This is a genomic window from Streptomyces sp. NPDC051020 (assembly GCF_040683105.1).
Classification (GTDB): domain Bacteria; phylum Actinomycetota; class Actinomycetes; order Streptomycetales; family Streptomycetaceae; genus Streptomyces.
Genome location: NZ_JBFBCG010000034.1, coordinates 63,523 through 86,280, shown reverse-complemented (window position 1 = coordinate 86,280; position 22,758 = coordinate 63,523). Strand labels below are relative to the sequence as shown.

Here is a 22,758-nt window from a genome sequence, read left to right as displayed (position 1 = left end):
GGGGCGTAGGGAGCGCCGAATCCCGGGCACAACACCCCCCCCCCCCCCACCCCACCCCCCCCCCCCCCCCCCCCGGCCCCACGCTCAGCTCTGCTCGGCCCACCACTTCTTGAGCTCCGCGACGGCCACGTCATGCCCCATCGGGCCGTTCTCCAGCCGCATCTCCAGCAGGAACGCGTACGCCTTGCCGATCACCGGCCCAGGGCCGACACCCAGCGTCTTCATGATCTCGTTGCCGTCCAGGTCGGGCCGGATGGCGTCCAGCTCCTCCTGCTCCTTCAACTGTGCGATGCGCTCCTCAAGCGCGTCATAGGTGCGCGAGAGCGCGCCGGCCTTGCGCTTGTTCCGCGTCGTGCAGTCCGAGCGCGTCAGCTTGTGCAGCCGCTCCAGCAGCGGGCCCGCATCCCGCACATACCGGCGGACGGCGGAGTCGGTCCACTCGCCGTCGCCATAGCCGTGGAAGCGCAGATGCAGCTCCACCAGCTTCGCGACGTCCTTGACCGTGTCATTGGAGTACTTGAGCTCCGTCATGCGCTTCTTGACCATCTTGGCGCCCACCACCTCGTGGTGATGGAACGAGACGCGTCCGTCCTTCTCGAAACGCCGAGTCCGCGGCTTACCGATGTCATGGAGCAACGCGGCAAGCCGAAGAGTCAGGTCGGGACCGTCCTCCTCCAGGTCGACCGCCTGCTCCAGAACGGTCAGCGAGTGCTCGTAGACGTCCTTGTGACGGTGATGCTCGTCACTTTCCAGCCGCAGCGCAGGCAGCTCCGGCAGCACCCGCTGCGCCAGTCCCGTATCGACCAGGAGTGCCAGTCCCTTGCGAGGGCGCGCGGAGAGCAGCAGCTTGTTGAGTTCCTCACGGACCCGCTCGGCGGAGACGATCTCGATACGGCCCGCCATCTCGGTCATCGCGGTGATGACATCAGAAGCGACCTCGAAGTCCAGCTGCGCGGCGAAGCGCGCGGCACGCAGCATGCGCAGGGGATCGTCGGAGAAGGACTCCTCGGGTGTCCCGGGGGTGCGCAGCACCCGCTCCGCCAGGTCCTCCAGACCGCCGTGCGGGTCGATGAATTCCTTCTGCGGCAGCGCGACGGCCATGGCGTTGACCGTGAAGTCTCGGCGTACGAGGTCCTCCTCGATGGAGTCGCCGTAGGAGACCTCGGGTTTACGCGAGGTCCTGTCGTACGCCTCCGACCGGTACGTAGTGACTTCGATCTGGTAGCCGTTCTTCTGGCAGCCCACTGTGCCGAAGGCGATACCGACCTCCCACACCGAGTCGGCCCATGGACGCACGATCTTCAGAACGTCCTCGGGCAGGGCGTCAGTGGTGAAGTCCAGGTCGTTCCCCAGCCTGCCGAGAAGCGCATCCCGGACCGAGCCACCGACCAGGGCCAGACTGAATCCGGCATCCTGGAATCGGCGGGCAAGGTCGTCGGCGACCGGGGAGACCCGAAGCAGCTCACTGACTGCGCGATGCTGCACCTGGGTCAGGGCACTGGAATTCTCTTCATTGACGTTCGGCACAACAGAAAAGGGTACGTGCCCGGACCGGCCCAGGCGTCATCGTTTCTTTCCGCCCTGCAAGACTCTCCCGATCATGTAGCGCACACCCGAGCACTTAGCCCCCGCGCACATCGTTACCATGCGGGGACGCAGCAACCGACAACCATCGACAGCAGCTGACGACGACGAGGGACGGGTAGGCGCGTGGCCGAGGCGGCAGACATCCAGGGGATCAGTCCTTCTCCTGCCCGCCGGTGGCTGCGGCGCACAGCATCCTTGGTCCTCGCAGCACCGCTCGTGGCAGCGCTGCTGGCCGGCACGGCCGCGCCCACGGCGCGGGCCGACGTGGCGAGCAAGGATTCCACCGGCTCCAGCACCGTCGATGTGTCCCTGGACACCCTGGCTCCCAGTGCACCGGTCAAGGGGGACACCCTCACCGTCTCCGGCACCCTGACCAACAGGAGCAAGGAATCGGTCACCGATGCCCGGGTTGATCTGCGTGTCGGGCCGAGGCTCTTCAGCAGGACATCGATCGACGATGCCGCGGAGCGCACCGGGTACATGCCCAGCAGCGATCCCGCAGCGATCGGCGGTAAGTACACGGTGGAATTCGCAAAGCTCCCTTCGGGCATCAGCCAGGACTTCACGCTGTCCGTGCCTGTCGACAAGCTGGGACTCGACGACGCAGGTGTCTACCAGCTCGGTGTCTCCCTGTCCGGGCAGACCGCCCGCGCCCAGTACGAGCAGGTGCTCGGAATCCAGCGCACCTTCCTCCCCTGGCAGCCGGAGGAGAGCGGTTCCAGGACCGATGTCACCTATCTCTGGCCGCTGATCGCATCCCCCCATGTCACTGCCGAGACCGGCTCGGACGAGCAGCAGACACCGGTCTTCGCCGATGACAACCTGGCGGCCGAGATCGCTCCGGGCGGTCGCCTCGACCAGATGGTCTCGCTGGGCAGCCAGCTGCCCGTCACCTGGGTGATCGACCCGGATCTGCTGGCCAGCGTCGATGCGATGGCGAGGAACTACCGCGTCAAGGTCGACGACACCACCGTTCCCGGGAAGAACCAGGCCGTTGCCAAGCAGTGGCTCAGCTCACTGGAGAAGGCGGTGGCGGACAGCAAGGTTGTGGCGCTGCCCTTCGCCGATCCGGATCTTGCGTCCATCGCACACCGCGGCAAGAACGTCTCGGGGACTCTCAGCCACCTGCAGACCGCCACCGAGGTGGCCGGCACAACGGTGGAGACGATCCTGCACGTGAAGCCGTCCACCGACTTCGCATGGCCGGTCGACGGCGCGATCGACCCCTCGATCGTTGATGTCGCCACGTCGGCCGGTGCCCACAACGTGATCGCCCGCAGCGACAGCCTCCAGGAAACAGGGAAACTGCCGTACACACCGACCGCAGCCCGGCCGATCGGTGGCGGTACCAACGCCATCGTGGCCGACTCCCGGCTCTCCAAGGCCTTCGAGGGAGACATGTCGCGTGCGGAGGATTCCACTCTCGCCGTTCAGAAGTTCCTCGCCACAACCCTCGCGCTGACCGAGCAGGACACGGACACCAAGCGCAGCATCGTCATCGCGCCACAACGGATGCCGACCGCCGCTCAGGCGCAGTCGATGGCACGCGCCCTGCACGCCCTCGACGACGAACGGTGGACGCAGCCTCTCGACCTCGTGGGCGCGGCCGAGGCCGAGCCCGACGCCCAGGCGACGACGCGGGTCCCCGGGACCTCCCAATACCCGAAGAGGCTCCGCAGCCAGGAGCTGCCCACCCAAGCCTTCCAGGACATCAAGTCCACCCAGGTCTCGCTGGGCAGCTTCCAGGTCATCCTCACTCAGCCGGAGCGGGTGGTGACCCCCTTCGGCAACGCGATCAACCGGGCCATGTCGACGTCCTGGCGCGGCAGGCCGTTGGAGGCACAGCAGTACCGGGACTCGGTACGCACATATCTGCAGGGCCTCATCAACGAGGTGCAGCTCATCTCGAAGTCGGACGTCACGTTGTCCGGCCGCAGCGCCACGATCCCTGTGACCGTGCAGAACAGGCTGTTGCAGGATGTCGATCATCTGGAGCTCCGGCTGAAGTCGGAAAACCCGACGCGGCTCAAGCTGAACAACGGCGGCGCGGTGGCCGAGAAGCCGATCCGTATCGCCGGTGGCCACAGCCAGTCCGTGAAGTTCGACGCAGCTGCGAATGCCAACGGCCAGGTACAGGTTGTGGCGCAGCTGTACACCGAGGACGGCATGCCGTACGGCGAAGAGATGACCTTCACGGTAAAGGTCTCCGAGGTCACACCGACCGTGTTGCTGGTGATCGCCGGCGGGCTGCTGCTGCTGGTCCTCGCAGGCATCAGGATGTACGCCCATCGCAAGCGCGCCAACGCAAGCGGCCCGGCCGGGGACGACGGCGGTGAACCCGAGCAGCCGAGTGACCCGACGCCGGACACCGGTCCGGAAAGCGGGGGGCCTTCAGGCACGGGTGAGAAAGTAGACCGTTGAGCGATGTCTGTCGTGGCCGGTCGGCCGGGGACGATGAGGTGGGGTTTCGATGAACGCGCCGTACGACGGTGACCGTGGTCAGGGTGCGGGCGGAGATGGTTCTTCCGGTGGCCCCCCGATGCCACCTGGCCCGGGCCAGGTGCCGCTGCCGCCCGACCCTTACGTCCAGGACACGTACGACCGCGACCCTTACCGCGCTCACGATCTGTCCGCCCAGGACCCGGTGGCCGAGGCGCTGTACGACCGCGCCGCCCATCCGCCGCCACCCCCTGGCATGTACCAGCCGCCGCAGCCGCTCTACCAGCAGCCGCCTGCGGCGCAGTACGCCCCCGATCCACGCATCTGGGCGCAGACCCCGCCGCCCGAGCCCGACGGCCCGTCCCGGCACCTGCCGTACGGGGACGACGCGGCGACCACGCAGTTCGTCGGCGTGGACGACCTCGTCACCCAGGCATCCGAGCACCACAAGGAACCGGACGCGTTCGCTCACCTGTTCCGGGACCAGGAGGGCCCGGCCGGGTCCCCCGCTCCGTCCGAGCCAGAACCGGCTCCGGCACCCGCCCCGCCGAAGTCCGGCGGCCGGGCCTCCAGCCTGCTGAAGTCCAGCGCGGTGATGGCGGCCGGCACACTCGTGTCCCGTCTTACCGGCTTTGTCCGCAGCCTGGTGATCACCGCCGCGCTGGGCGCGGCGCTGCTCGGCGACAGCTTCACCGTCGCCTACACGCTGCCGACGATGATCTACATCCTCACCGTGGGCGGCGGGCTCAACTCGGTCTTCGTTCCTCAGCTCGTCCGTTCCATGAAGGATGACGAGGACGGCGGCGAGGCATACGCCAACCGCCTGCTCACGCTCGTCATGGTCGCACTCGGCGTGATCGTCGCGATCGCGGTCTTCGCCGCTCCCCTGCTGATCCATCTGATGTCGAGCACGATCGCGAACGATCCGGCGGCCGACAATGTGGCCACCACCTTCGCCCGATACTGCCTGCCGACCATCTTCTTCATGGGCGTGCACGTGGTGATGGGCCAGATCCTCAACGCCCGCGGAAAGTTCGGCGCGATGATGTGGACCCCGGTCCTCAACAACATCGTCATGATTTTCACGTTCGGCATGTTCATCTGGGTCTACGGCACCTCCGCCGAATCCCACATGGGTGTGCAGACGATTCCGCCGGAGGGCGTCCGGCTGCTGGGTATCGGCACACTGCTCGGCCTTGTCGTCCAAGCCCTGGCGATGATTCCGTATCTGCGCGAGGCCGGCTTCCGCTTCCGTCCGCGCTTCGACTGGAAGGGCCATGGACTCGGCAAGACGGTCAAGCTGGCCAAGTGGACCGTTCTGTTCGTCTTCGCCAACCAGGCCGGCGTACTGGTCGTCACGCAGCTCGCAACCGCCGCCGGCAAGGCTTCCGACAGGAACGGCACGGGATTTCTCGCCTACTCCAATGCGCAGCTGATCTGGGGCATGCCTCAGGCGATCATCACCGTCTCGGTCATGGCAGCCCTGCTGCCCCGTATCTCCCGGGCCGCCCACGACAACGACCCCGGCGCGGTCCGCGACGACATCTCGCAGGGGCTGCGCAACTCCGCCGTGGCGATCGTGCCAGTCGCCTTCGCGTTCCTCGCGCTGGGCGTGCCGATGTGCACGCTGCTGTACTCCTCCAGCGGCACCGAGGCCGCCAGGTCCATGGGCTTCATCCTGATGGCGTTCGCCCTCGGCCTCATCCCGTACTCCGTGCAGTACGTGGTGCTCCGTGGCTTCTACGCCTACGAGGACACCCGCACGCCCTTCTACAACACGGTCATCGTCGCCGGGGTCAATGCCGCCGCTTCCGCTCTCTGCTACGTGGTGCTTCCGGCCCAGTGGGCGGTCGTCGGCATGGCGGCTTCGTACGGGCTGGCCTATGCCGTCGGCGTGGGCATCGCCTGGCGCCGGCTGCGCAACCGGCTGGGCGGCGACCTGGACGGCGCACACGTCGTCCGTACCTACGCCCGTCTGTGCCTCGCAGCGATCCCTGCGGCGATCCTGGGCGGTGGCGCGGGCTTCGCACTGCTCCAGGCCTTGGGCGAGGGTGCCTTCGGTTCGCTGGTCGCCCTGCTCTGCGGTGGAACCGTGCTGATGGGGGTCTTCTTCATCGCGGCGAAGCGCATGCGGATCGAAGAGATCAACGGCATGGTCGGGATGGTCCGCGGGCGGCTCGGACGCTGAGGATCAATCGGCCCGCACAACCATCGCTGCTCTCCGTGTGTCGTGCATAGCGCTGGAGTGTGGGCACAATTGGCGTGACTGTGCAGAGCTGGCTGGCATCGCGCAACGGATGGGGAGGCAGGAACGACGGTGGCGGAACGTAGCACGGCTGCCGTCGACGTGGCCGACAACAGCGGTGATGAGCCGCTGGCCGCCAAGGCGGACGAGGCCACGACCGACGGGACGGCAGAAGCCCAGGAATCGGCGGGCACCAGCCCCCGGGACGCAGACGATGAGCGAAGCAGCCCGGAGGCCGCCTCGGCGACCCCTGATCTGCACAGCGGCCACAGACTTGCCCAGCGCTACCGTCTGGAAGAGTGCGTCACCCGCCTGGACGGATTCAGCAGCTGGCGTGCTGTCGACGAGAAACTGCGCCGCGCGGTGGGCGTCCATCTGCTCCCCGCGGACCACCCGCGAGCCCGCTCCGTGCTGGCCGCGGCCCGGTCCTCCGCACTGCTCGGCGACCCCCGCTTCGTGCAGGTCCTCGACGCGGTCGAGGAGGACGACCTTGTCTACGTCGTCCATGAATGGCTTCCCGACGCCACCGAGCTCACGGCTCTGCTGGCCTCCGGCCCCATGGACGCTCACGACGCGTACCAGCTGGTCAGCCAGATCTCCCAGGCCATGGCGGCCGCGCACCGCGAGGGCCTCGCGCATCTGAGGCTCACCCCGGGAGCGGTGCTGCGGAGTTCGACCGGTCAGTACCGGATCCGTGGCCTCGCCGTTAACGCCGCCTTGCGCGGCATCACCGCAGAGCGTCCTCAGCGCACGGACACGGAGGCGATCGGCGCCCTGCTCTACGCCGCGCTGACCCAGCGCTGGCCGTACGAGAACGACGCGTACGGTCTCTCCGGACTACCCAAGGGCGTGGGGCTGATCGCCCCCGACCAGGTGCGGGCCGGCGTGCACCGAGGTCTCTCCGAGCTCGCCATGCGCGCCCTGGCCAATGACGGCGCCACCGCCTCCCGGCAGGAACAGCCGTGCACCACCCCGGACGAGCTTGCCAAGGCCGTCGCGGCGATGCCGCGCATCCGCCCGCCCGAGCCCACGTTCACAGCTCCGCCCGAGTACCAGCGGACGACCTACCAGCAGGGCACCTACGGACGTCCGGCCGCCCGTCCCGGCGTATCCGTGACTCAGCCCGTGACGGCCGCACCCCCGGCGCCGCTCCAGAGCCGCACCGGCAAGGCCCTCAAGTGGGCCGTGTCCGCATTGCTGATCGCGGCCCTGGGTCTCGGCAGCTGGCAGCTCGCCGAGACGCTACTCGGTCACGACAACGCCCCGGATGACCCCGGCACCACACAGACCAACCCGTCGAACGGCGACAAGCACGCTCCCGCTCCGACCAAGCCGCTGCGGATCGTCACAGCGACGGAGTTCATGCCCGGCGGCTCGGGGATAAAGCAGGAGGACGTGCCCTATGCCGTGGACGGTAAGTCGGACACCGCCTGGGTCACCCCTCAGTACAAGGGCTACGCAAATTTCGGCAACCTCGCGAACCGCAAGCAGGGCAGCGGCATAGTCGTTGACCTCGGCAGTGTGCAGGATGTGCGAGGCATCAAAATCGAGATGTACCGCAGCGGTCAGAAGGCCGAAGTGCTGGCCGCCGACAAGAGCGCATCCGCGCCGTCATCCCTGTCCGACTTCCCGCAGCACCTCACGAAGCTCGCTACGGCGGGTAACGGCCTGGAGAAGAACCTCGACGAGCCGGTGCGGACTCGCTACATCCTGATCCACATCACCGAACTTCCGCCGGACGGGTCAGCGAGCCTCTTCCGCGGCGGCATCTCGGAGATCTCCGTTCTCGGCTGACAGCACAGGCCGGCGGGGACGCATCCTCCCCGCCGGCCTGCTGCGCGAGCAGTAGCGAACGACCGCAGCACTCATCGGACCGAGCTTCCTCATCTCTCTGCCCCCGCTCGCCTGAATCGTGATAGACAAACGGACCTGACACACAGAGGAGGGAAGGGGGGGAGGTGGCCGCCGAGCCTTCAGAGCCACTCAGCGACTCAGACCTCCTCGCTCGTCATGTAGCCGGTGAACCGGACGCCTTCGGTGAGCTCGTACGGCGCCACCGGGACCGGCTGTGGGCCGTGGCACTGCGAACGCTGGGAGACCGCGAGGAAGCGGCCGACGCGGTTCAGGACGCTCTGGTCTCCGCCTTCCGGGCCGCTCATACCTTCCGCGGCCAGTCTGCCGTCACCACCTGGCTGCATCGCATCACGGTCAATGCCTGCCTCGACCGGGTCCGCAAGGCGGCGTCACGCAAGACATCACCCGTCGACGACACCGAGCGACTCGAACAGCTCCTGGAGCCCCACGAGTCCGCCGAGGCACCAGCCGAGCGTCAGGATCTGCACCGTGAACTTCTGGCGGCCCTCGGCACGCTTCCCGCCGAACAACGGGCCGCACTGGTTCTCGTGGACATGCAGGGATATCCCGTGGCGGAGGCCGCTCTCATCCTCGGAGTGCCGACCGGCACCGTGAAAAGCCGCTGTGCACGGGGCCGAGCCAGACTGGCCCCCCTCCTGACCCACCTCCGCGGTGAAGTCGGAGAGAGCGGTGAACTCGGCATGGGAAGGAACCGGCCGCAGAGACCATCCGTCCCACCCGCATCGGGGCCAAGGGACGCAGAGACCAGTGATCCCGCCGGAGTGAAGGGCGGAGGTGGGCGCACGTGACATCAACGACCGACACGAGCCAGCACCCGGACGTCTCGGAGATCTCTGAGCTCGCCGAAGGGCTGCTCTCGCCGTCCCGCACGGCGGAAGTGAGCCGCCACGTGGATGACTGCGCACTCTGTGGCGATGTCCGGTCCGCTCTCGAAGAGATCCGCGGACTACTCGGCACTCTGCCCCCTCCCGTGCGTATGCCCGAGGATGTCGCAGACCGTATCGATGCCGCGCTGGCCGCCGAGGCCGATGTTTCACGTGAAACAGAAGCCGCCGCAGAACAGCGTCAGGTTGCGGGAAAGCAAGAGGCGCGGGGCCGCGAAGCGGCGAACAGGGCGGCTCAGTCCAACGTTGCGGACCGTCCCTCAGGGCACCCCAGGGCCACCGGCGGCCCTGGCCGCCAGTCGTCACGGCGCCGCCGCATCGTCCTCGGCACAGCGCTCGGCGCGGCGGCGGTGGGCATGAGCGTCCTCATGCTGCAGATGGTCCAGACGTCCCAGAACTCCGCAGGGTCCAAGGCGGCGGACATGGGCGTCAGTGCCTCGAAGGCGGGAGCGAGCGCATTCTCGGGCTCCCCGCTCAGCCAGCGCGTGCACAGCCTCCTGAGCAATGCCGAGACGTCCCCTCCCAAGCATCCCGACGCCGAGAAGCAGGCGCCGTCCGTCGATGTCCAGCCGACCCCGGAGGGCGAGTCCCCTGCCACCTCAGCCTCCGGCACACCGCTGCGCGCTCCCGTCGCGTCCGTCCCCGCCTGTGTACAGCTGGGCACCGGACGAGAGACTGCCCCACTCGCCGTCGAGGAAGGCACTTACGAAGACACCAACGCCTTCCTGGTCGTTCTGCCGCACGAGACCGACGCCACCCTCGTCCAGGCCTACGTCATCGATGCCGGCTGCGTCCGCACAGACCCCGCAGGCAGGGGCGATCTTCTCCTGACCCACGCCTACCCCCGCCCCTGAAAATGCCACCGGACGCCGCTCCGGCACGTCGGGAATGCATCCCCCGTAGGATCCGTTGGGTGGGGTGAGAGTCGTTGAACCGACCCCAGTAGGCGTGGACAGTAGGCAGTCTGCAGAGACGAGGAAGAAACCCGTGAGCGACGTCCGTAACGTGATCATCATCGGCTCCGGCCCCGCGGGCTACACAGCCGCCCTTTACACCGCACGCGCGTCGCTGAAGCCTCTGGTCTTCGAGGGCGCCGTCACCGCTGGTGGCGCGCTGATGAACACCACCGACGTGGAGAACTTCCCCGGATTCCAGGACGGGATCATGGGCCCCGAGCTCATGGACAACATGCGCGCCCAGGCGGAGCGCTTCGGCGCCGAACTCATTCCCGACGATGTGATCGCCGTCGACCTCGCCGGAGACATCAAGACCGTCACCGACACGGCCGGCACCGTGCACCGCGCCAAGGCTGTCATCGTCACCACCGGCTCCCAGCACCGCAAGCTCGGTCTGCCCAACGAGGACGCGCTCTCCGGACGCGGCGTCTCTTGGTGCGCCACTTGTGACGGCTTCTTTTTCAAGGACCAGGACATCGCTGTGGTCGGCGGCGGCGACACGGCCATGGAGGAGGCGACGTTCCTCTCCCGCTTCGCCAAGTCGGTCACGATCGTCCACCGCCGCGACTCGCTGCGCGCCTCCAAGGCCATGCAGGAGCGCGCCTTCGCCGACCCGAAGATCAAGTTCGCCTGGGACAGCGAAGTCGCCGGGGTTCACGGCGAGCAGAAGCTCTCCGGTCTGACCCTGCGCAACACCAAGACCGGCGAGACGTCCGAGCTTGCGGTGACTGGTCTGTTCATCGCCGTCGGCCATGACCCGCGTACCGAGCTCTTCAAGGGGCAGCTCGACCTGGACGACGAGGGTTACCTCAAGGTCGACGCTCCCTCGACCCGCACCAACCTGACCGGCGTCTTCGGCGCCGGCGATGTCGTCGACCACACGTATCGGCAGGCCATCACCGCTGCCGGCACCGGCTGCTCCGCCGCCCTCGACGCCGAGCGTTTCCTTGCCGTGCTCGCCGACGAAGAGAAGGCCGCTGCGGCAGCCGTCTGATCCACGCTTCTCACCCCACACCCCCGCGAAGTTAAGGAGGCCGCCGTGGCCGGCGCCCTGAAGAACGTGACTGACGACTCCTTTGAGGAGGACGTCCTGAAGAGCGAGAAGCCCGTACTGGTGGACTTCTGGGCAGCCTGGTGCGGCCCGTGCCGCCAGATCGCTCCCTCCCTGGAGGCAATCGCGGCCGAGCACGGCGACGAGATCGAAATCGTCAAGCTCAACATCGACGAGAACCCGGCGACCGCCGCCAAGTACGGCGTGATGTCGATCCCGACGCTGAACGTGTACCAGGGCGGCGAGGTCGCCAAGACCATCGTCGGCGCCAAGCCGAAGGCCGCAATCCTCCGCGACCTCGAAGGCTTCATCGCCAAGTAGGACCAGGGTGCGCTGTTTCACGTGAAACGGGTCCATCCCTTGAGGGGATGGACCCGTTTCACGTTCTCCCGAGCTCTCGGATCACAGTGGGCGTAGTGCCGGTTCCTTCTGCACGGCACCCAGCAACCGGTCCAGTGCCAATTCGACGTCTTCCTTCCACGAAAGCGTCGTGCGCAGCTCCAGTCTCAGCCGTGGATGCACCGGATGCGGGCGTACAGTCTTGAAGCCCACCGCCAGCAGATGGTCAGCCGGAAGTACACAGGCCGGCTCCTTCCACCGGGCATCACCGAAGGCCTCGATCGCCTTGAACCCTCGTCGCAGCAGGTCCTTGGCGACGGTCTGCACCATGACCCGCCCCAGACCCTGCCCCTGATATCCGGGCATGATCCACGCAGTCATCAACTGCACGGCATCGGGGGACACGGGACTGGTGGGAAAGGCGGTCGAACGCGGAACATACGCCGGTGGCGCATAGAGGACGAAGCCGACCGGCACATCGTCCACATAGACGACCCGGCCACACGATCCCCACTCCAGCAGGACAGCCGAGATCCACGCTTCCTTTTCCAGCTCCGGAGTGCCTGCCTTTACCGCAGCTTCCCCACTGACCGGATCAAGCTCCCAGAAGACACAGGAGCGGCAGCGCTTGGGGAGATCGGGAAGGTTATCCAGTGTGAGCGGTACGAGCCGCCGTCCCATGAAGGCTGTTCCTCACTTCCTTCGCCCGCCGCATCACGTGCGGCGGTCAGTGCACTCCGTTCGCGGAGCAGGCCGCCGACAAACCCTCCGACGGCTCCCAAGCCCAGCCCCACTGTCACCAGCCGGCTGCGGCTCACTGATCGCATGGCCCTCCCTCCGCCGAGGTGGATCAAGCTGGATGTGCCATATCAGAACGAATCGTATCCACCCGGAGACGAAGCCGACACCGTGAGAAAGTAAAGGGCGGGCCGTGTTCCGGTAGGTACCCGCACACGGCCCGCCCCACGGCTCACTCAGCGGGTGTCAGCCCTCGCCGTCCTCGGCCGACTCCTCGGAAAGACGCCGTTCCAGCACGCGGCCCTCACCCGGCGCCAGACTGCCGAGAATGCGGTCCAGATCTTCCATCGAGGCGAACTCGACGACGATCTTTCCCTTCTTCTGCCCGAGGTCGACCTTCACCCTGGTCTCGAAGCGGTCCGAGAGCCGGGAAGCAAGATCGGAGAGAGCGGGAGACAGCCGACCGCCGGCGCGGGGCCCCTTGGCCTTTGGGGTACTGGTGGTCCGGGAACCCATCAGGGTCACGATCTCCTCGACCGCACGCACCGAGAGGCCTTCGGCCACGATGCGATGGGCCAGCCGATCCTGCTCCTCGGAGTCGTCCACAGACAACAGCGCTCGGGCATGACCGGCCGACAGCACCCCGGCAGCGACCCTGCGCTGCACAGGCGGAGAAAGCCGCAGCAGCCGCAGCGTGTTCGACACCTGCGGGCGCGACCGCCCGATACGGTCGGCCAGCTGGTCATGCGTGCACTTGAAGTCCTTGAGCAGCTGGTCGTACGCGGCTGCCTCCTCCAGTGGGTTCAACTGAGCCCGATGGAGGTTCTCCAGGAGTGCGTCCAGGAGCAGCTTCTCGTCGTCCGTGGCCCGCACGATGGCCGGGATGCGCTCCAGACCCGCCTCACGGCAGGCCCTCCAGCGCCGCTCGCCCATGATGAGTTCGTAGCGCTCCGGTCCCAGCTTCCGCACGACGACAGGCTGGAGGAGACCGACCTCCTTGATGGAGGTGACGAGCTCGGCAAGCGCGTCCTCGTCGAACACCTCACGAGGCTGCCGGGGATTCGGAGTGATGGAGCCGAGGAGAACCTCGGCGAAGTACGCTCCCGCAGCGCCCGTCGCGTCGGAGGAGGCTTCTGGCTGTGAGACGGGTGCACTCGGCCCCGCTACAGCGGAAGCAGCCGCGAGCGTGGCCACCTTTGCAGCGGCCACTCCTCGCTCAGCCGTCATCACCGGAATCGCGCTGGGCGAGGCCGCGCCCGGCTCGGAGGCTGGTACCTGACGTTCCTGCGGGGCAGCGGGGATCAGCGCGCCGAGCCCACGCCCCAATCCTCTACGACGCTCACTCACTGGATCCCCTCCGAAATGTTCCGCTGACTGTTCTGGCTGTCTGAGTGGGCGTGCTGGGCCTCGTAGTGCACCCCGACCCCCCGCAGGGCAATCTCACGAGCTGCTTCGAGATACGACAAGGATCCGCTGGAACCCGGGTCGTAGGTCAGAACGGTCTGCCCATAACTCGGTGCCTCCGAGATTCGTACCGACCGGGGGATGTTTGTGCGCAGCACCTCCTTGCCGAAGTGACTGCGCACCTCCTCCGCCACCTGGGAGGCGAGCCGGGTCCTGCCGTCGTACATGGTGAGAAGGATCGTCGACACATGCAGATCGGGGTTCAGATGTCCCCGGACGAGATCGACGTTCCTCAGCAGCTGTCCCAGTCCTTCCAGCGCGTAGTACTCGCACTGAATGGGGATCAGCACCTCGGCGCCGGCGACCATGGCGTTGACCGTCAGCAGACCGAGCGAAGGCGGGCAGTCAATAAGGATGTAGTCCAGTGGCTGCTCATACGCCTGGATCGCTCGCTGCAGTCGACTCTCCCGCGCCACCAGCGATACCAGTTCGATCTCCGCACCGGCGAGATCGATGGTGGCGGGGGCGCAGAAGAGACCTTCGACGTCCGGTACGGGCTGCACCACGTCGGAGAGCGGCTTGCTCTCCACCAGAACGTCATAAATAGAGGGAACTTCGGCATGGTGGTCGATGCCCAGGGCCGTGGAGGCGTTTCCCTGCGGGTCGAGGTCGACCACCAGAACACGTGCGCCGTGGAGTGCAAGCGAGGCGGCAAGGTTCACCGTCGTGGTCGTCTTGCCCACGCCGCCCTTCTGGTTGGCCACCACCATGACGCGTGTCTGGTCAGGGCGGGGCAGCCCCTCGCCGGCGCGGCCGAGGGCCTCGACCGCCAGCTGGGCCGCACGACCGATGGGTGTGTCATCCATCGGCGGCGGTGTTTCACGTGAAACACCGTCCCCCGCCGATTCGGTTCGGGGACCGGGGACCGGATCGGTCATCGGTCCCGCGATGTTGGCGTCGGACCGCAAGGATTCACTCTCCTCGACTTCAGGCTCGCAATGAGCAGAGCCTGCCATGCTTTCGGGGTCGTGAACCAGCGAGGCCCGCTCTTCTGTGGATGAATCCACTTCTGTGGACAACTCCGTAGCCCTAGCGGGCCTGCGATGGCGCGGAGCGGCAGCCGCACGGCCGCGGCCGATGATTCCATGCAGCAGAGAGCGACGTTTCACGTGAAACACGATGCCCCTGCAGCCTAGCTACAGGGGCACGACACTCCGCACAGAGTGCGTATGGCTGCTTGTGCGGAGCATTACCGATAGACGGCACAAACTGTACGTAATGACTGATCTCGCAACGTGACTACGCGGCTCAGCGCCGCCGTCGCGTGCGGCTCGTCCTTGCGGCCTTGGCCCTCTTTGCGGCGAACCTCACACCACCCGGGCTCTCGCCGACCACCACGCGCACCACGGTGGACATCGGCTCGACCACGCCCTCCCCAACGTGCAGCACCTCGGTCTCCACCACTCCGAGCTTGCTCAAAGCAGCCCGTGCGCCGTTGATCTCCTCCTCGGCGGTGTCGCCCTTGAGCGCCAACATCTCCCCGTAGGGGCGCAGCAGTGGCACACCCCAGCCGGCGAGTCGATCGAGCGGCGCCACAGCCCGGGCCGTGACGACATGGACCGGCTGAAGCGTCCCCAGGACTTCCTCGGCCCGGCCGCGGACCACGGTCACATGGTCCAGCCCGAGCAACTCGACGACTTCCTGGAGAAAGTTCGTCCGCCGAAGCAGCGGCTCCAGCAAGGTGATCTTCAAGTCGGGACGCACCAACGCCAGTGGAATCCCCGGAAGACCTGCTCCGGAGCCCACGTCGCAGACCGTGACACCTTCGGGCACCACTTCGGAGAGCACCGCGCAGTTCAGCAGATGCCTTTCCCACAGCCGAGGCACTTCGCGGGGGCCGATCAGACCGCGCTTGACCCCAGCATCGGCAAGGAGCTCCGCGTACCGGACAGCCTCCGGGAAGAACTCACCGAAAACCGCCCGCGCCTCTTCAGGTGCCTGGGGAAGCCCTACTTCCGCCGTCACGGGAACCGTCCTTCCATACCGCACTACCGCACTGTCGGTGGCTGACTATCAGGCTGACAAAGATCGGCCCCGCCTGCGAACAGACGGGGCCGACAGAACAAGGGTCCGGTCAGGCCGGGAGAACGACGACGAAGCGCTGCGGCTCCTCGCCCTCCGACTCGCTGCGCAGACCTGCGGCCGCAACCGCATCATGCACAACCTTGCGCTCGAACGGTGTCATCGGGTCCAGCTTCACCGGCTCACCGGTCTTCTTGACCTCGTCCGCGGCCTTGGCACCCAGCTCGGCCAGGACCGCACGCTTCTTGGCCCGGAAGCCTGCGATGTCCAGCATCAGACGGCTACGGTCACCGGTCTCCCGGTGCACAGCCAGGCGCGTCAGCTCCTGGAGCGCCTCCAGCACCTCACCGTCGCGGCCCACGAGCTTCTGCAGTTCACGTGCCGAGTCGCTGATGATCGAGACCGCGGCCCGGTCAGCCTCGACGTCCATGTCGATGTCACCGTCGAGGTCGGCGATGTCGAGCAGGCCCTCGAGGTAGTCGGCTGCGATCTCCCCTTCCTGCTCAAGGCGGGTCAAGGTGTCGCTGCCCTCAGCGGCCGTGGAGGTGGTGCCTTCCGTCACGGATGGACTCCTTCTTACTTCTTGGACGGGTGCTTGGGCCGCTGCGGGCCCCTGCGCTGTCCGGACTTGGCTTGGCGTGAGGAGCCGGACGCGGGCTTGCCCGCCGGCTTCGGCTTGTCGTCCTGGGGTGCGTCCTGCTTCTGCAGCGAGGCCTTGGCCTCCGACTCGGTGGAGTGTGTCTCCTTCGCCGCACCGGGCTGAGCGGAACCGGCCTGAGTCGCACCGCTCTGACGCTTCGCCTTGGTCTGGCGCTTGGGCTGCTGGCGCTTCTGTGCGGATCCACCCTCGGCCTCGGCAAGAGCGGTATCGCTCTTCGTCACCGTGCCGTCCTCCTGGGCGGCAAGGCCGAGCTTGGCCAGTCCGGTGACGAACTTCCGCTCGATGTCGTTGCGGTCCGGGCCCTTGGCCACGATCCGCTTGATCATGTTGCGCCTGGTGCGGCCGCGCACCTCCCCGTGAGCGACGACGCTCTTCAGCAGACGTTCCAGGTACTGGTTCTGCGCCTTGCTGCCCGGGGTCGGGTTCTGGTTGATCACGTACATCTGCTGGCCCATGGTCCAGACGTTCGTGGTCAGCCAGTAGACGAGGACACCGACAGGGAAGTTGATGCCCATGCCGGCAAAGATCAGCGGGAAGATGTACATGAGCATCTTCTGCTGCTGCATGTACGGCGTCTTGACCGTCAGGTCGACGTTCTTCGTCATCAGCTGGCGCTGGGTGAAGAACTGCGACGCCGACATCATGACGATCATGACCGCGGTGACGACCCGGACATCGGTCAGCGAGGCACCGAGCGCCTGGACGGTCGCTTCGCTGTCCATGAACTTGGCAGCGAGCGGAGCACCGAAGATGTGCGCCTGGCGGGCGCTGTCGAGCAGCGGCTGGTCGATGACACCGATCGTCTTGCCCGAGGCGATGGCCGAAAGCACGTGATACAGGGCGAAGAAGAACGGCGACTGCGCCAGGATGGGAAGGCACGAGGAGAGCGGGTTGGTACCCGTCTCCTTGTACAGCTTCATCATCTCTTCGGACTGACGCTGCTTGTCGCTCTTGTAGCGCTCCTGGATCGCCTTCATCTTCGGCTGGAGCACCTGCATGTTCCGGGTCGACTTGATCTGCTTGACGAAAAGCGGGATCAGGCAGATCCGGATCAGCACCACTAGGGACACGATGGACAGGCCCCAGGCCCAGCCCGTGTTATCGCCGAAGATCGCTCCGTACAGCGTGTGGAACTGGACGATGACCCACGAAACGGGGTAAGTGATAAAGCTGAACAGACTGGCAATCGTGTCCACTAATCAGGCTCCTTGAGCATTGGGCGAAGTCTCTGCGGCCGGGCTTGGGGGTTCGGAGGCCGTCCCCCCAAGAGGCACGTCAGCGGCGGAGTCCCCGGCCTTGCTGCCACGCAGTGCATTACGCAGCAGTTCGTGCCAACGCGGACGTTTGCGTGGCGGAACATGGTCCACGCCGCCGGGTGACCACGGATTGCACCGCAGGATGCGCCACGCGGTCAGCGCGGTTCCTTTGATCGCTCCGTGCCGGTCGATCGCCGTATATCCATAGTGGGAACACGACGGGTAGTAACGGCAGACAGGCCCGAGGAGTGGGCTGATCGTCCACTGGTACAGCTTGATCAGAGCCAGCAGCGGGTACTTCATCGCGCGCCCCCTCCCAGCAGCCGCTGAAGGGCGGCGTCCAGGTCTCGGGCCAGCTGTTCATGGTCGGCGTCGCCCGATCCGGGCAGCGCTCGTACGACAACCAGGCTACCGGGGGGCAGCATGGCCAGACGATCGCGGACCAGATGGCGAAGCCTCCGCTTCACGGCTGTGCGCACGACCGCGCCACCCACGGCTTTGCTGACAACGAAACCCGCACGCGGCGGGGGAGCACTCTCCCCAGTCACGTGCGGGTCCGTTGCACCGCTGCGTAGATGGACGACGAGTAGCGGCCGTCCGGCCCGGCGTCCTCGACGTACTGCGGTCGCGAAGTCCTCGCGCCGCCTCAGCCGATTCTCGGTAGGCAGCACGTCATGACCTGTGCGCGATCAGGCGGACAGGTTGGCGCGACCCTTGCCACGGCGGGACGCGAGAATCGCGCGGCCGGCACGGGTGCGCATACGCAGCCGGAAGCCGTGGGTCTTCGCGCGACGACGGTTGTTCGGCTGGAAGGTGCGCTTGCTCACTCGGGGGCTCCAGAAATGATTGTGTGTTGGCGGGACATCGCCTGGCTGTCACCGTGCGCCCACGAGGGATTTCGCGTAAACGCCTTAGTGCACCGCTTCACAATCACAGATCGTGATCTTTGCCCATCGGAGGCAGGCGGCAGCAGCCATCGACAACTCGACCTGGTCACGGTACGCGCGGCTACGCCATCCGGTCAAACCCGCCCCGCGAGGGCCCACGCTGTACACAGCCTGTGGACAACGACTTGAACCTCACGGGTCGGCCTGACTACCGTGGCTGGACTGCGGTTCTTTTTCTTCCCGCCTGCCGGGCCTCACCCGTCCCGACCCATCCCGTCCCGAGAACCACACATTCGTGGGACCAGCGAGAAAGCGTGCCTTGTGGCTGACGTACCTGCCGATCTTGCCGCAGTGTGGCCACGAGTGCTGGAGCAACTCCTCGGGGAGGGCCAGCAGGGCATCGAGCCGAAGGACAAGCAGTGGATCGAGCGCTGCCAGCCGCTCGCACTGGTCGCCGACACCGCGCTGCTCGCCGTGCCCAACGAATGGGGCAAGCGCGTCCTCGAGGGACGGCTTGCGCCGCTCATCAGCGAGACCCTGAGCCGTGAATGCGGACGCCCGATCCGGATCGCGATCACTGTCGACGACTCGGCGGGCGAGCCGCCGAACCCGCCGGCACCCCCGATGCACCAGTCCCAGCAGCTGGAACAGCATCGCTACCAGGGACCGCAGCACGACGAGCGGCAGCACAACGACGCGTACGACGGATACGGCCACCGGCCCTCGGACGACGGCATGCCGACGGCCCGCCCCGCCTACCCCGACTACCAGCAGCAGCGCCCCGAGCCCGGCGCCTGGCCGCGCACCCAGGAGGACCTCTCCTGGCAGCAGCCCCGGCTCGGCGGATTCCAGGAGCGCGACGCGTCCGCGGAGCAGTGGCGTGAGCCGCAGCACGACTACCGCCCCCAGCAGCACGACTACCGGTCCCAGCCGCCCGAGCACCAGGGTTACGAGCAGCTGCGCCCCGAGCGCCACGACATGCCGGACCCCCAGCACCGGCAGGGCGGTCCCGGCACCGGACGCCCCGGCGGCGCCACCGGACCGATAGGTGCACAGCTCGCACCCGCACCCGGTCCCGGCGAACCCCATGCCCGGCTGAATCCGAAGTACCTCTTCGACACCTTTGTCATCGGCGCATCCAACCGATTCGCGCACGCCGCCGCCGTCGCTGTCGCCGAGGCACCCGCGAAGGCGTACAACCCCCTCTTCATCTATGGGGAGTCGGGGCTCGGCAAGACGCACCTGCTGCATGCCATCGGGCACTACGCGCGCAGTCTCTACCCGGGCACCCGGGTGCGCTATGTGAGCTCCGAGGAGTTCACCAACGAGTTCATCAACTCGATCCGCGACGGCAAGGGCGACACCTTCCGCAAGCGGTACCGCGACGTGGACATCCTGCTGGTCGACGACATCCAGTTCCTGGCGAGCAAGGAGTCGACGCAGGAGGAGTTCTTCCACACCTTCAACACGCTCCACAACGCCAACAAGCAGATCGTGCTGTCCTCGGACCGGCCGCCCAAGCAGCTGGTCACCCTGGAGGACCGGCTGCGGAACCGTTTCGAGTGGGGTCTGACCACCGATGTGCAGCCGCCGGAGCTGGAGACGCGCATCGCGATCCTCCGTAAGAAGGCGGTGCAGGAGCAGCTCAACGCCCCGCCGGAGGTCCTGGAGTTCATCGCCTCCCGCATCTCGCGCAACATCCGGGAGCTGGAGGGAGCGCTGATCCGGGTGACGGCCTTCGCCAGCCTCAACCGGCAGCCGGTGGATCTCGGGCTGACCGAGATCGTGCTGAAGGACCTGATCCCGGGTGGCGAGGACTCGGCTCCGGAGATCACGGCTACGGCCATCATGGCGGCGACCGCCGACTACTTCGGTCTGACCGTGGAGGACCTCTGCGGATCCTCACGCAGCCGGGTGCTGGTGACGGCTCGCCAGATCGCGATGTATCTCTGCCGTGAGCTGACGGATCTCTCGCTGCCCAAGATCGGCGCGCAGTTCGGCGGCCGCGACCACACGACGGTGATGCACGCGGACCGCAAGATCCGTGCGCTGATGGCGGAGCGACGCTCCATCTACAACCAGGTCACCGAGCTCACCAACCGCATCAAGAACGGCTGACAGAGCGCCGGTACGGCTTCTGGCACGACTTCATGCACGGCGCCGAGGGCGCCCCTGCCGGACTTCCGCGGAAGTCTGGCAGGGGCGCCCTTCGTCGTCTCCTGCCCGCATCCATGGGTCGGGGCACGCCTCGGCGTGGTCCTGAAGCGTTTCTGTCGGCCACCGGAAGCTTTTCTGCCGGCCTCCGGAACGCCTCCGGAACGCCTCCGTGGGGCTCCGGGACACCTCGGCGGAGCCTCCAGCGGCCTCCCGGACCCCTTCCCGGCGCCATCCGCGCGCTGCCGCCCTGGCCTTGGTGTTCGAATACACGCCGCCGACCTGCGGTTCTCCACAGATCTGGGGAAAATTTCCCCTCCACAGCCTGGGGATCGCGAAGTTGTCCATATTGCTTCCACAGGGGCGACTGCCGATACTCCATCAGGCCAGGTCAAGGGCCTGGGGATTTGTGGTCAACAGCGATCCACAGCCTGTGGACAAAATATTCGTCCACAGGGACCACCCGATGTTGTCCACCGGCAGCCCACAGGCGGGGCTGTGTTGTCCCCAGCTTCTCCACACCCCTGTCCACTGTTCGGCAACACAACACCCGCTTTCACCGCGCGGAGTGAAAGGCGTCACACCGGGGAGCCCGGTTGGGCTGTGGGGAACCTGGGTAAAACTGGGGACAGCCCTGGGGAGAAACCCCCCTGCCCTGTGCATCGGGTGTGCAGAACTTTTGCGTGTCCACAGAAACGCCGGGTTGTCCACCGATGCCACCCACAGGGGCAGTGGATAAAAAACCGGGCCTGACCTGCGAAAACGACGTTATCCACGGTTTCCACAGGCCCTACTACTACTGCCACATAGAGTTAGCTCGGATTCCGCTTCGAAGTGGGTGCTGTGCACAACTCGGCGCCGGAGCTCTCCGAACCTCTTGTCGCGACTTGACCCCGAGCAGCACCGAGTGTCGGTGCCGTGCGTCAGACTGGTCCCGGGACGTCCTCCCCCTGCCATCGGCGGAGCGACCCCGACCAGACCACGAAGGCCAGCAGGGCGAGCGAGCAACAGCAGGAGGCGGTTCCGGTGAAGATCCGGGTGGAGCGCGATGTACTCGCGGAGGCAGTGGCCTGGGTGGCCCGCAGCCTTCCGGCCCGTCCGCCGGCGCCCGTTCTTGCGGGCCTTCTTCTGAAGGCTGAGGACGGCGCCCTCAGCTTCTCCAGCTTCGACTACGAGGTCTCGGCCCGGGTCTCGGTGGATGCCGAGGTCGAGGAGGACGGCACGGTGCTGGTCTCCGGCCGGCTGCTCGCCGATATCTGCCGCGCCCTCCCCAACCGACCGGTGGAGATTTCCACCGACGGTGTACGGGCCACCGTGGTCTGCGGCTCCTCGCGATTCACACTCCACACCCTTCCTGTGGAGGAGTACCCGGCGCTGCCGCAGATGCCGACGGCGACGGGCACGGTTCCCGGCGAGGTCTTCGCCTCGGCCGCCGCTCAGGTCGCCATCGCCGCGGGCCGGGACGACACGCTGCCCGTCCTGACCGGTGTGCGGATCGAGATCGAGGGCGACACTGTCACCCTGGCGTCCACCGACCGCTACCGCTTCGCGGTCCGCGAGTTCCTGTGGAAGCCGGAGAACCCGGACGCGTCGGCCGTGGCCCTGGTGCCCGCCAAGACGCTGCTGGACACTGCCAAGGCTCTGACCAGCGGTGACACGGTCACGCTGGCGCTGTCCGGCTCGGGTGCCGGTGAAGGTCTGATCGGTTTCGAGGGCGCGGGCCGGCGTACGACCACGCGACTGCTCGAAGGCGATCTGCCGAAGTACCGGACGCTGTTCCCCACCGAGTTCAACTCGGTCGCCGTCATCGAGACCGCCCCGTTCGTCGAGGCCGTCAAGCGTGTGGCCCTCGTCGCTGAGCGGAACACCCCGGTGCGGCTCAGCTTCGAGCAGGGTGTGCTGATCCTGGAAGCCGGATCCAGCGACGATGCACAGGCTGTGGAGCGCGTCGACGCCGTGCTGGACGGTGACGACATCTCGATCGCCTTCAACCCGACCTTCCTGCTCGACGGGCTCAGCGCGATCGACTCCCCGGTCGCCCAGCTCTCCTTCACGACGTCCACCAAGCCCGCGCTGCTCAGCGGCCGGCCGGCTGTGGATGCCGAGGCGGATGACGCGTACAAGTACCTGATCATGCCGGTCCGCCTCTCCGGATGATCCGGCCACCGGTCCTGTCACGGCAGCGTCCGACGGGCACGCT

General features: G+C 66.9%; 19 protein-coding genes. 9 read left to right on the top strand and 10 right to left on the bottom strand.

All coding sequences use genetic code 11. The features are described from left to right. Positions 1-84 precede the first annotated feature (84 nt). On the bottom strand, positions 85-1,527 hold the full coding sequence (locus AB0N06_RS20175) for a CCA tRNA nucleotidyltransferase (protein ID WP_366136043.1): 1,443 nt from the start codon (positions 1,525-1,527) through the stop codon (positions 85-87). Positions 1,528-1,710: 183 nt separating this feature from the next. Between AB0N06_RS20175 and AB0N06_RS20170 the strand changes: the two genes are divergently transcribed. From AB0N06_RS20170 to trxA, 7 genes are all read left to right on the top strand, one after another. Continuing rightward, positions 1,711-4,008, top strand: a complete 2,298-nt coding sequence (locus tag AB0N06_RS20170) for a DUF6049 family protein (protein WP_366136042.1) — start codon at positions 1,711-1,713, stop codon at positions 4,006-4,008. 49 nt (positions 4,009-4,057) lie between these two features. Beyond that, positions 4,058-6,214, top strand: a complete 2,157-nt coding sequence (gene murJ / locus AB0N06_RS20165) for a murein biosynthesis integral membrane protein MurJ (RefSeq protein WP_366136041.1) — start codon at positions 4,058-4,060, stop codon at positions 6,212-6,214. A gap of 129 nt (positions 6,215-6,343) precedes the next feature. Further along, positions 6,344-8,065 carry a serine/threonine protein kinase gene (locus tag AB0N06_RS20160; protein ID WP_366136040.1) on the top strand — a complete coding sequence of 574 codons (1,722 nt, stop codon included), beginning with the start codon at positions 6,344-6,346 and terminating at the stop codon, positions 8,063-8,065. A gap of 164 nt (positions 8,066-8,229) precedes the next feature. Next, entirely contained in the window at positions 8,230-8,934 is a 705-nt protein-coding gene (sigM, locus tag AB0N06_RS20155) for an RNA polymerase sigma factor SigM (RefSeq protein WP_366136039.1), read from the top strand. Continuing rightward, entirely contained in the window at positions 8,931-9,884 is a 954-nt protein-coding gene (locus AB0N06_RS20150; RefSeq protein ID WP_366136038.1) for a hypothetical protein, read from the top strand. Before sigM ends, AB0N06_RS20150 begins: the two co-directional genes overlap by 4 nt. A 133-nt stretch (positions 9,885-10,017) precedes the next feature. Next, entirely contained in the window at positions 10,018-10,980 is a 963-nt protein-coding gene (gene trxB / locus AB0N06_RS20145; RefSeq protein ID WP_358856646.1) for a thioredoxin-disulfide reductase, read from the top strand. Positions 10,981-11,025: 45 nt separating this feature from the next. Next, positions 11,026-11,358, top strand: a complete 333-nt coding sequence (gene trxA, locus AB0N06_RS20140; protein WP_366136037.1) for a thioredoxin — start codon at positions 11,026-11,028, stop codon at positions 11,356-11,358. An 81-nt stretch (positions 11,359-11,439) separates the two neighbouring features. On the opposite strand, the gene AB0N06_RS20135 is transcribed toward trxA, so the two are convergent. From AB0N06_RS20135 to rpmH, 9 genes are all read right to left on the bottom strand, one after another. Beyond that, positions 11,440-12,057, bottom strand: coding sequence for a GNAT family N-acetyltransferase (locus AB0N06_RS20135; protein ID WP_366136036.1), 618 nt, complete (start codon positions 12,055-12,057; stop codon positions 11,440-11,442). 303 nt (positions 12,058-12,360) lie between these two features. Then, positions 12,361-13,461, bottom strand: coding sequence for a ParB/RepB/Spo0J family partition protein (locus AB0N06_RS20130; protein ID WP_366136035.1), 1,101 nt, complete (start codon positions 13,459-13,461; stop codon positions 12,361-12,363). After that, positions 13,458-14,534 carry a ParA family protein gene (locus AB0N06_RS20125; RefSeq protein WP_366136045.1) on the bottom strand — a complete coding sequence of 359 codons (1,077 nt, stop codon included), beginning with the start codon at positions 14,532-14,534 and terminating at the stop codon, positions 13,458-13,460. The genes AB0N06_RS20130 and AB0N06_RS20125 overlap by 4 nt, the downstream gene beginning before the upstream one ends. A 292-nt stretch (positions 14,535-14,826) precedes the next feature. Then, a complete protein-coding gene (rsmG, locus tag AB0N06_RS20120; protein ID WP_366136034.1) occupies positions 14,827-15,543 on the bottom strand; it encodes a 16S rRNA (guanine(527)-N(7))-methyltransferase RsmG in 717 nt (238 codons plus the stop codon). Positions 15,544-15,652: 109 nt separating this feature from the next. After that, positions 15,653-16,162: a R3H domain-containing nucleic acid-binding protein gene (locus AB0N06_RS20115; RefSeq protein ID WP_030930494.1), complete on the bottom strand. Its 510-nt coding sequence runs from the start codon at positions 16,160-16,162 to the stop codon at positions 15,653-15,655. 14 nt (positions 16,163-16,176) lie between these two features. Further along, entirely contained in the window at positions 16,177-17,457 is a 1,281-nt protein-coding gene (gene yidC / locus AB0N06_RS20110) for a membrane protein insertase YidC (protein WP_366136033.1), read from the bottom strand. Between the two features lie 3 nt (positions 17,458-17,460). Further along, on the bottom strand, positions 17,461-17,820 hold the full coding sequence (gene yidD, locus AB0N06_RS20105; RefSeq protein ID WP_358856651.1) for a membrane protein insertion efficiency factor YidD: 360 nt from the start codon (positions 17,818-17,820) through the stop codon (positions 17,461-17,463). Next, positions 17,817-18,188 (bottom strand): ribonuclease P protein component, encoded by a 372-nt coding sequence (rnpA, locus tag AB0N06_RS20100; RefSeq protein ID WP_078840444.1) that lies wholly within the window; start codon positions 18,186-18,188, stop codon positions 17,817-17,819. Before rnpA ends, yidD begins: the two co-directional genes overlap by 4 nt. An 18-nt stretch (positions 18,189-18,206) precedes the next feature. Beyond that, positions 18,207-18,344 carry a 50S ribosomal protein L34 gene (gene rpmH, locus AB0N06_RS20095; RefSeq protein ID WP_030930485.1) on the bottom strand — a complete coding sequence of 46 codons (138 nt, stop codon included), beginning with the start codon at positions 18,342-18,344 and terminating at the stop codon, positions 18,207-18,209. Between the two features lie 381 nt (positions 18,345-18,725). Between rpmH and dnaA the strand changes: the two genes are divergently transcribed. Beyond that, the gene (gene dnaA / locus AB0N06_RS20090) at positions 18,726-20,522 is read left to right on the top strand and encodes a chromosomal replication initiator protein DnaA (RefSeq protein WP_366136032.1); all 1,797 of its coding nucleotides are present in this window, start codon (positions 18,726-18,728) and stop codon (positions 20,520-20,522) included. Positions 20,523-21,584: 1,062 nt separating this feature from the next. Then, positions 21,585-22,715: a DNA polymerase III subunit beta gene (dnaN, locus tag AB0N06_RS20085; RefSeq protein ID WP_030930479.1), complete on the top strand. Its 1,131-nt coding sequence runs from the start codon at positions 21,585-21,587 to the stop codon at positions 22,713-22,715. Positions 22,716-22,758: the final 43 nt, after the last annotated feature.

What these genes read in the sequence shown, in the direction of transcription:
- murJ (WP_366136041.1), top strand. Translation starts at nt 4,058, where the DNA reads ATGAACGCGCCGTACGACGGTGACCGTGGTCAGGGTGCGGGCGGAGAT.
- AB0N06_RS20135 (WP_366136036.1), bottom strand. Translation starts at nt 12,057, where the DNA reads ATGGGACGGCGGCTCGTACCGCTCACACTGGATAACCTTCCCGATCTC.
- AB0N06_RS20125 (WP_366136045.1), bottom strand. Translation starts at nt 14,534, where the DNA reads ATGGCAGGCTCTGCTCATTGCGAGCCTGAAGTCGAGGAGAGTGAATCC.
- yidD (WP_358856651.1), bottom strand. Translation starts at nt 17,820, where the DNA reads ATGAAGTACCCGCTGCTGGCTCTGATCAAGCTGTACCAGTGGACGATC.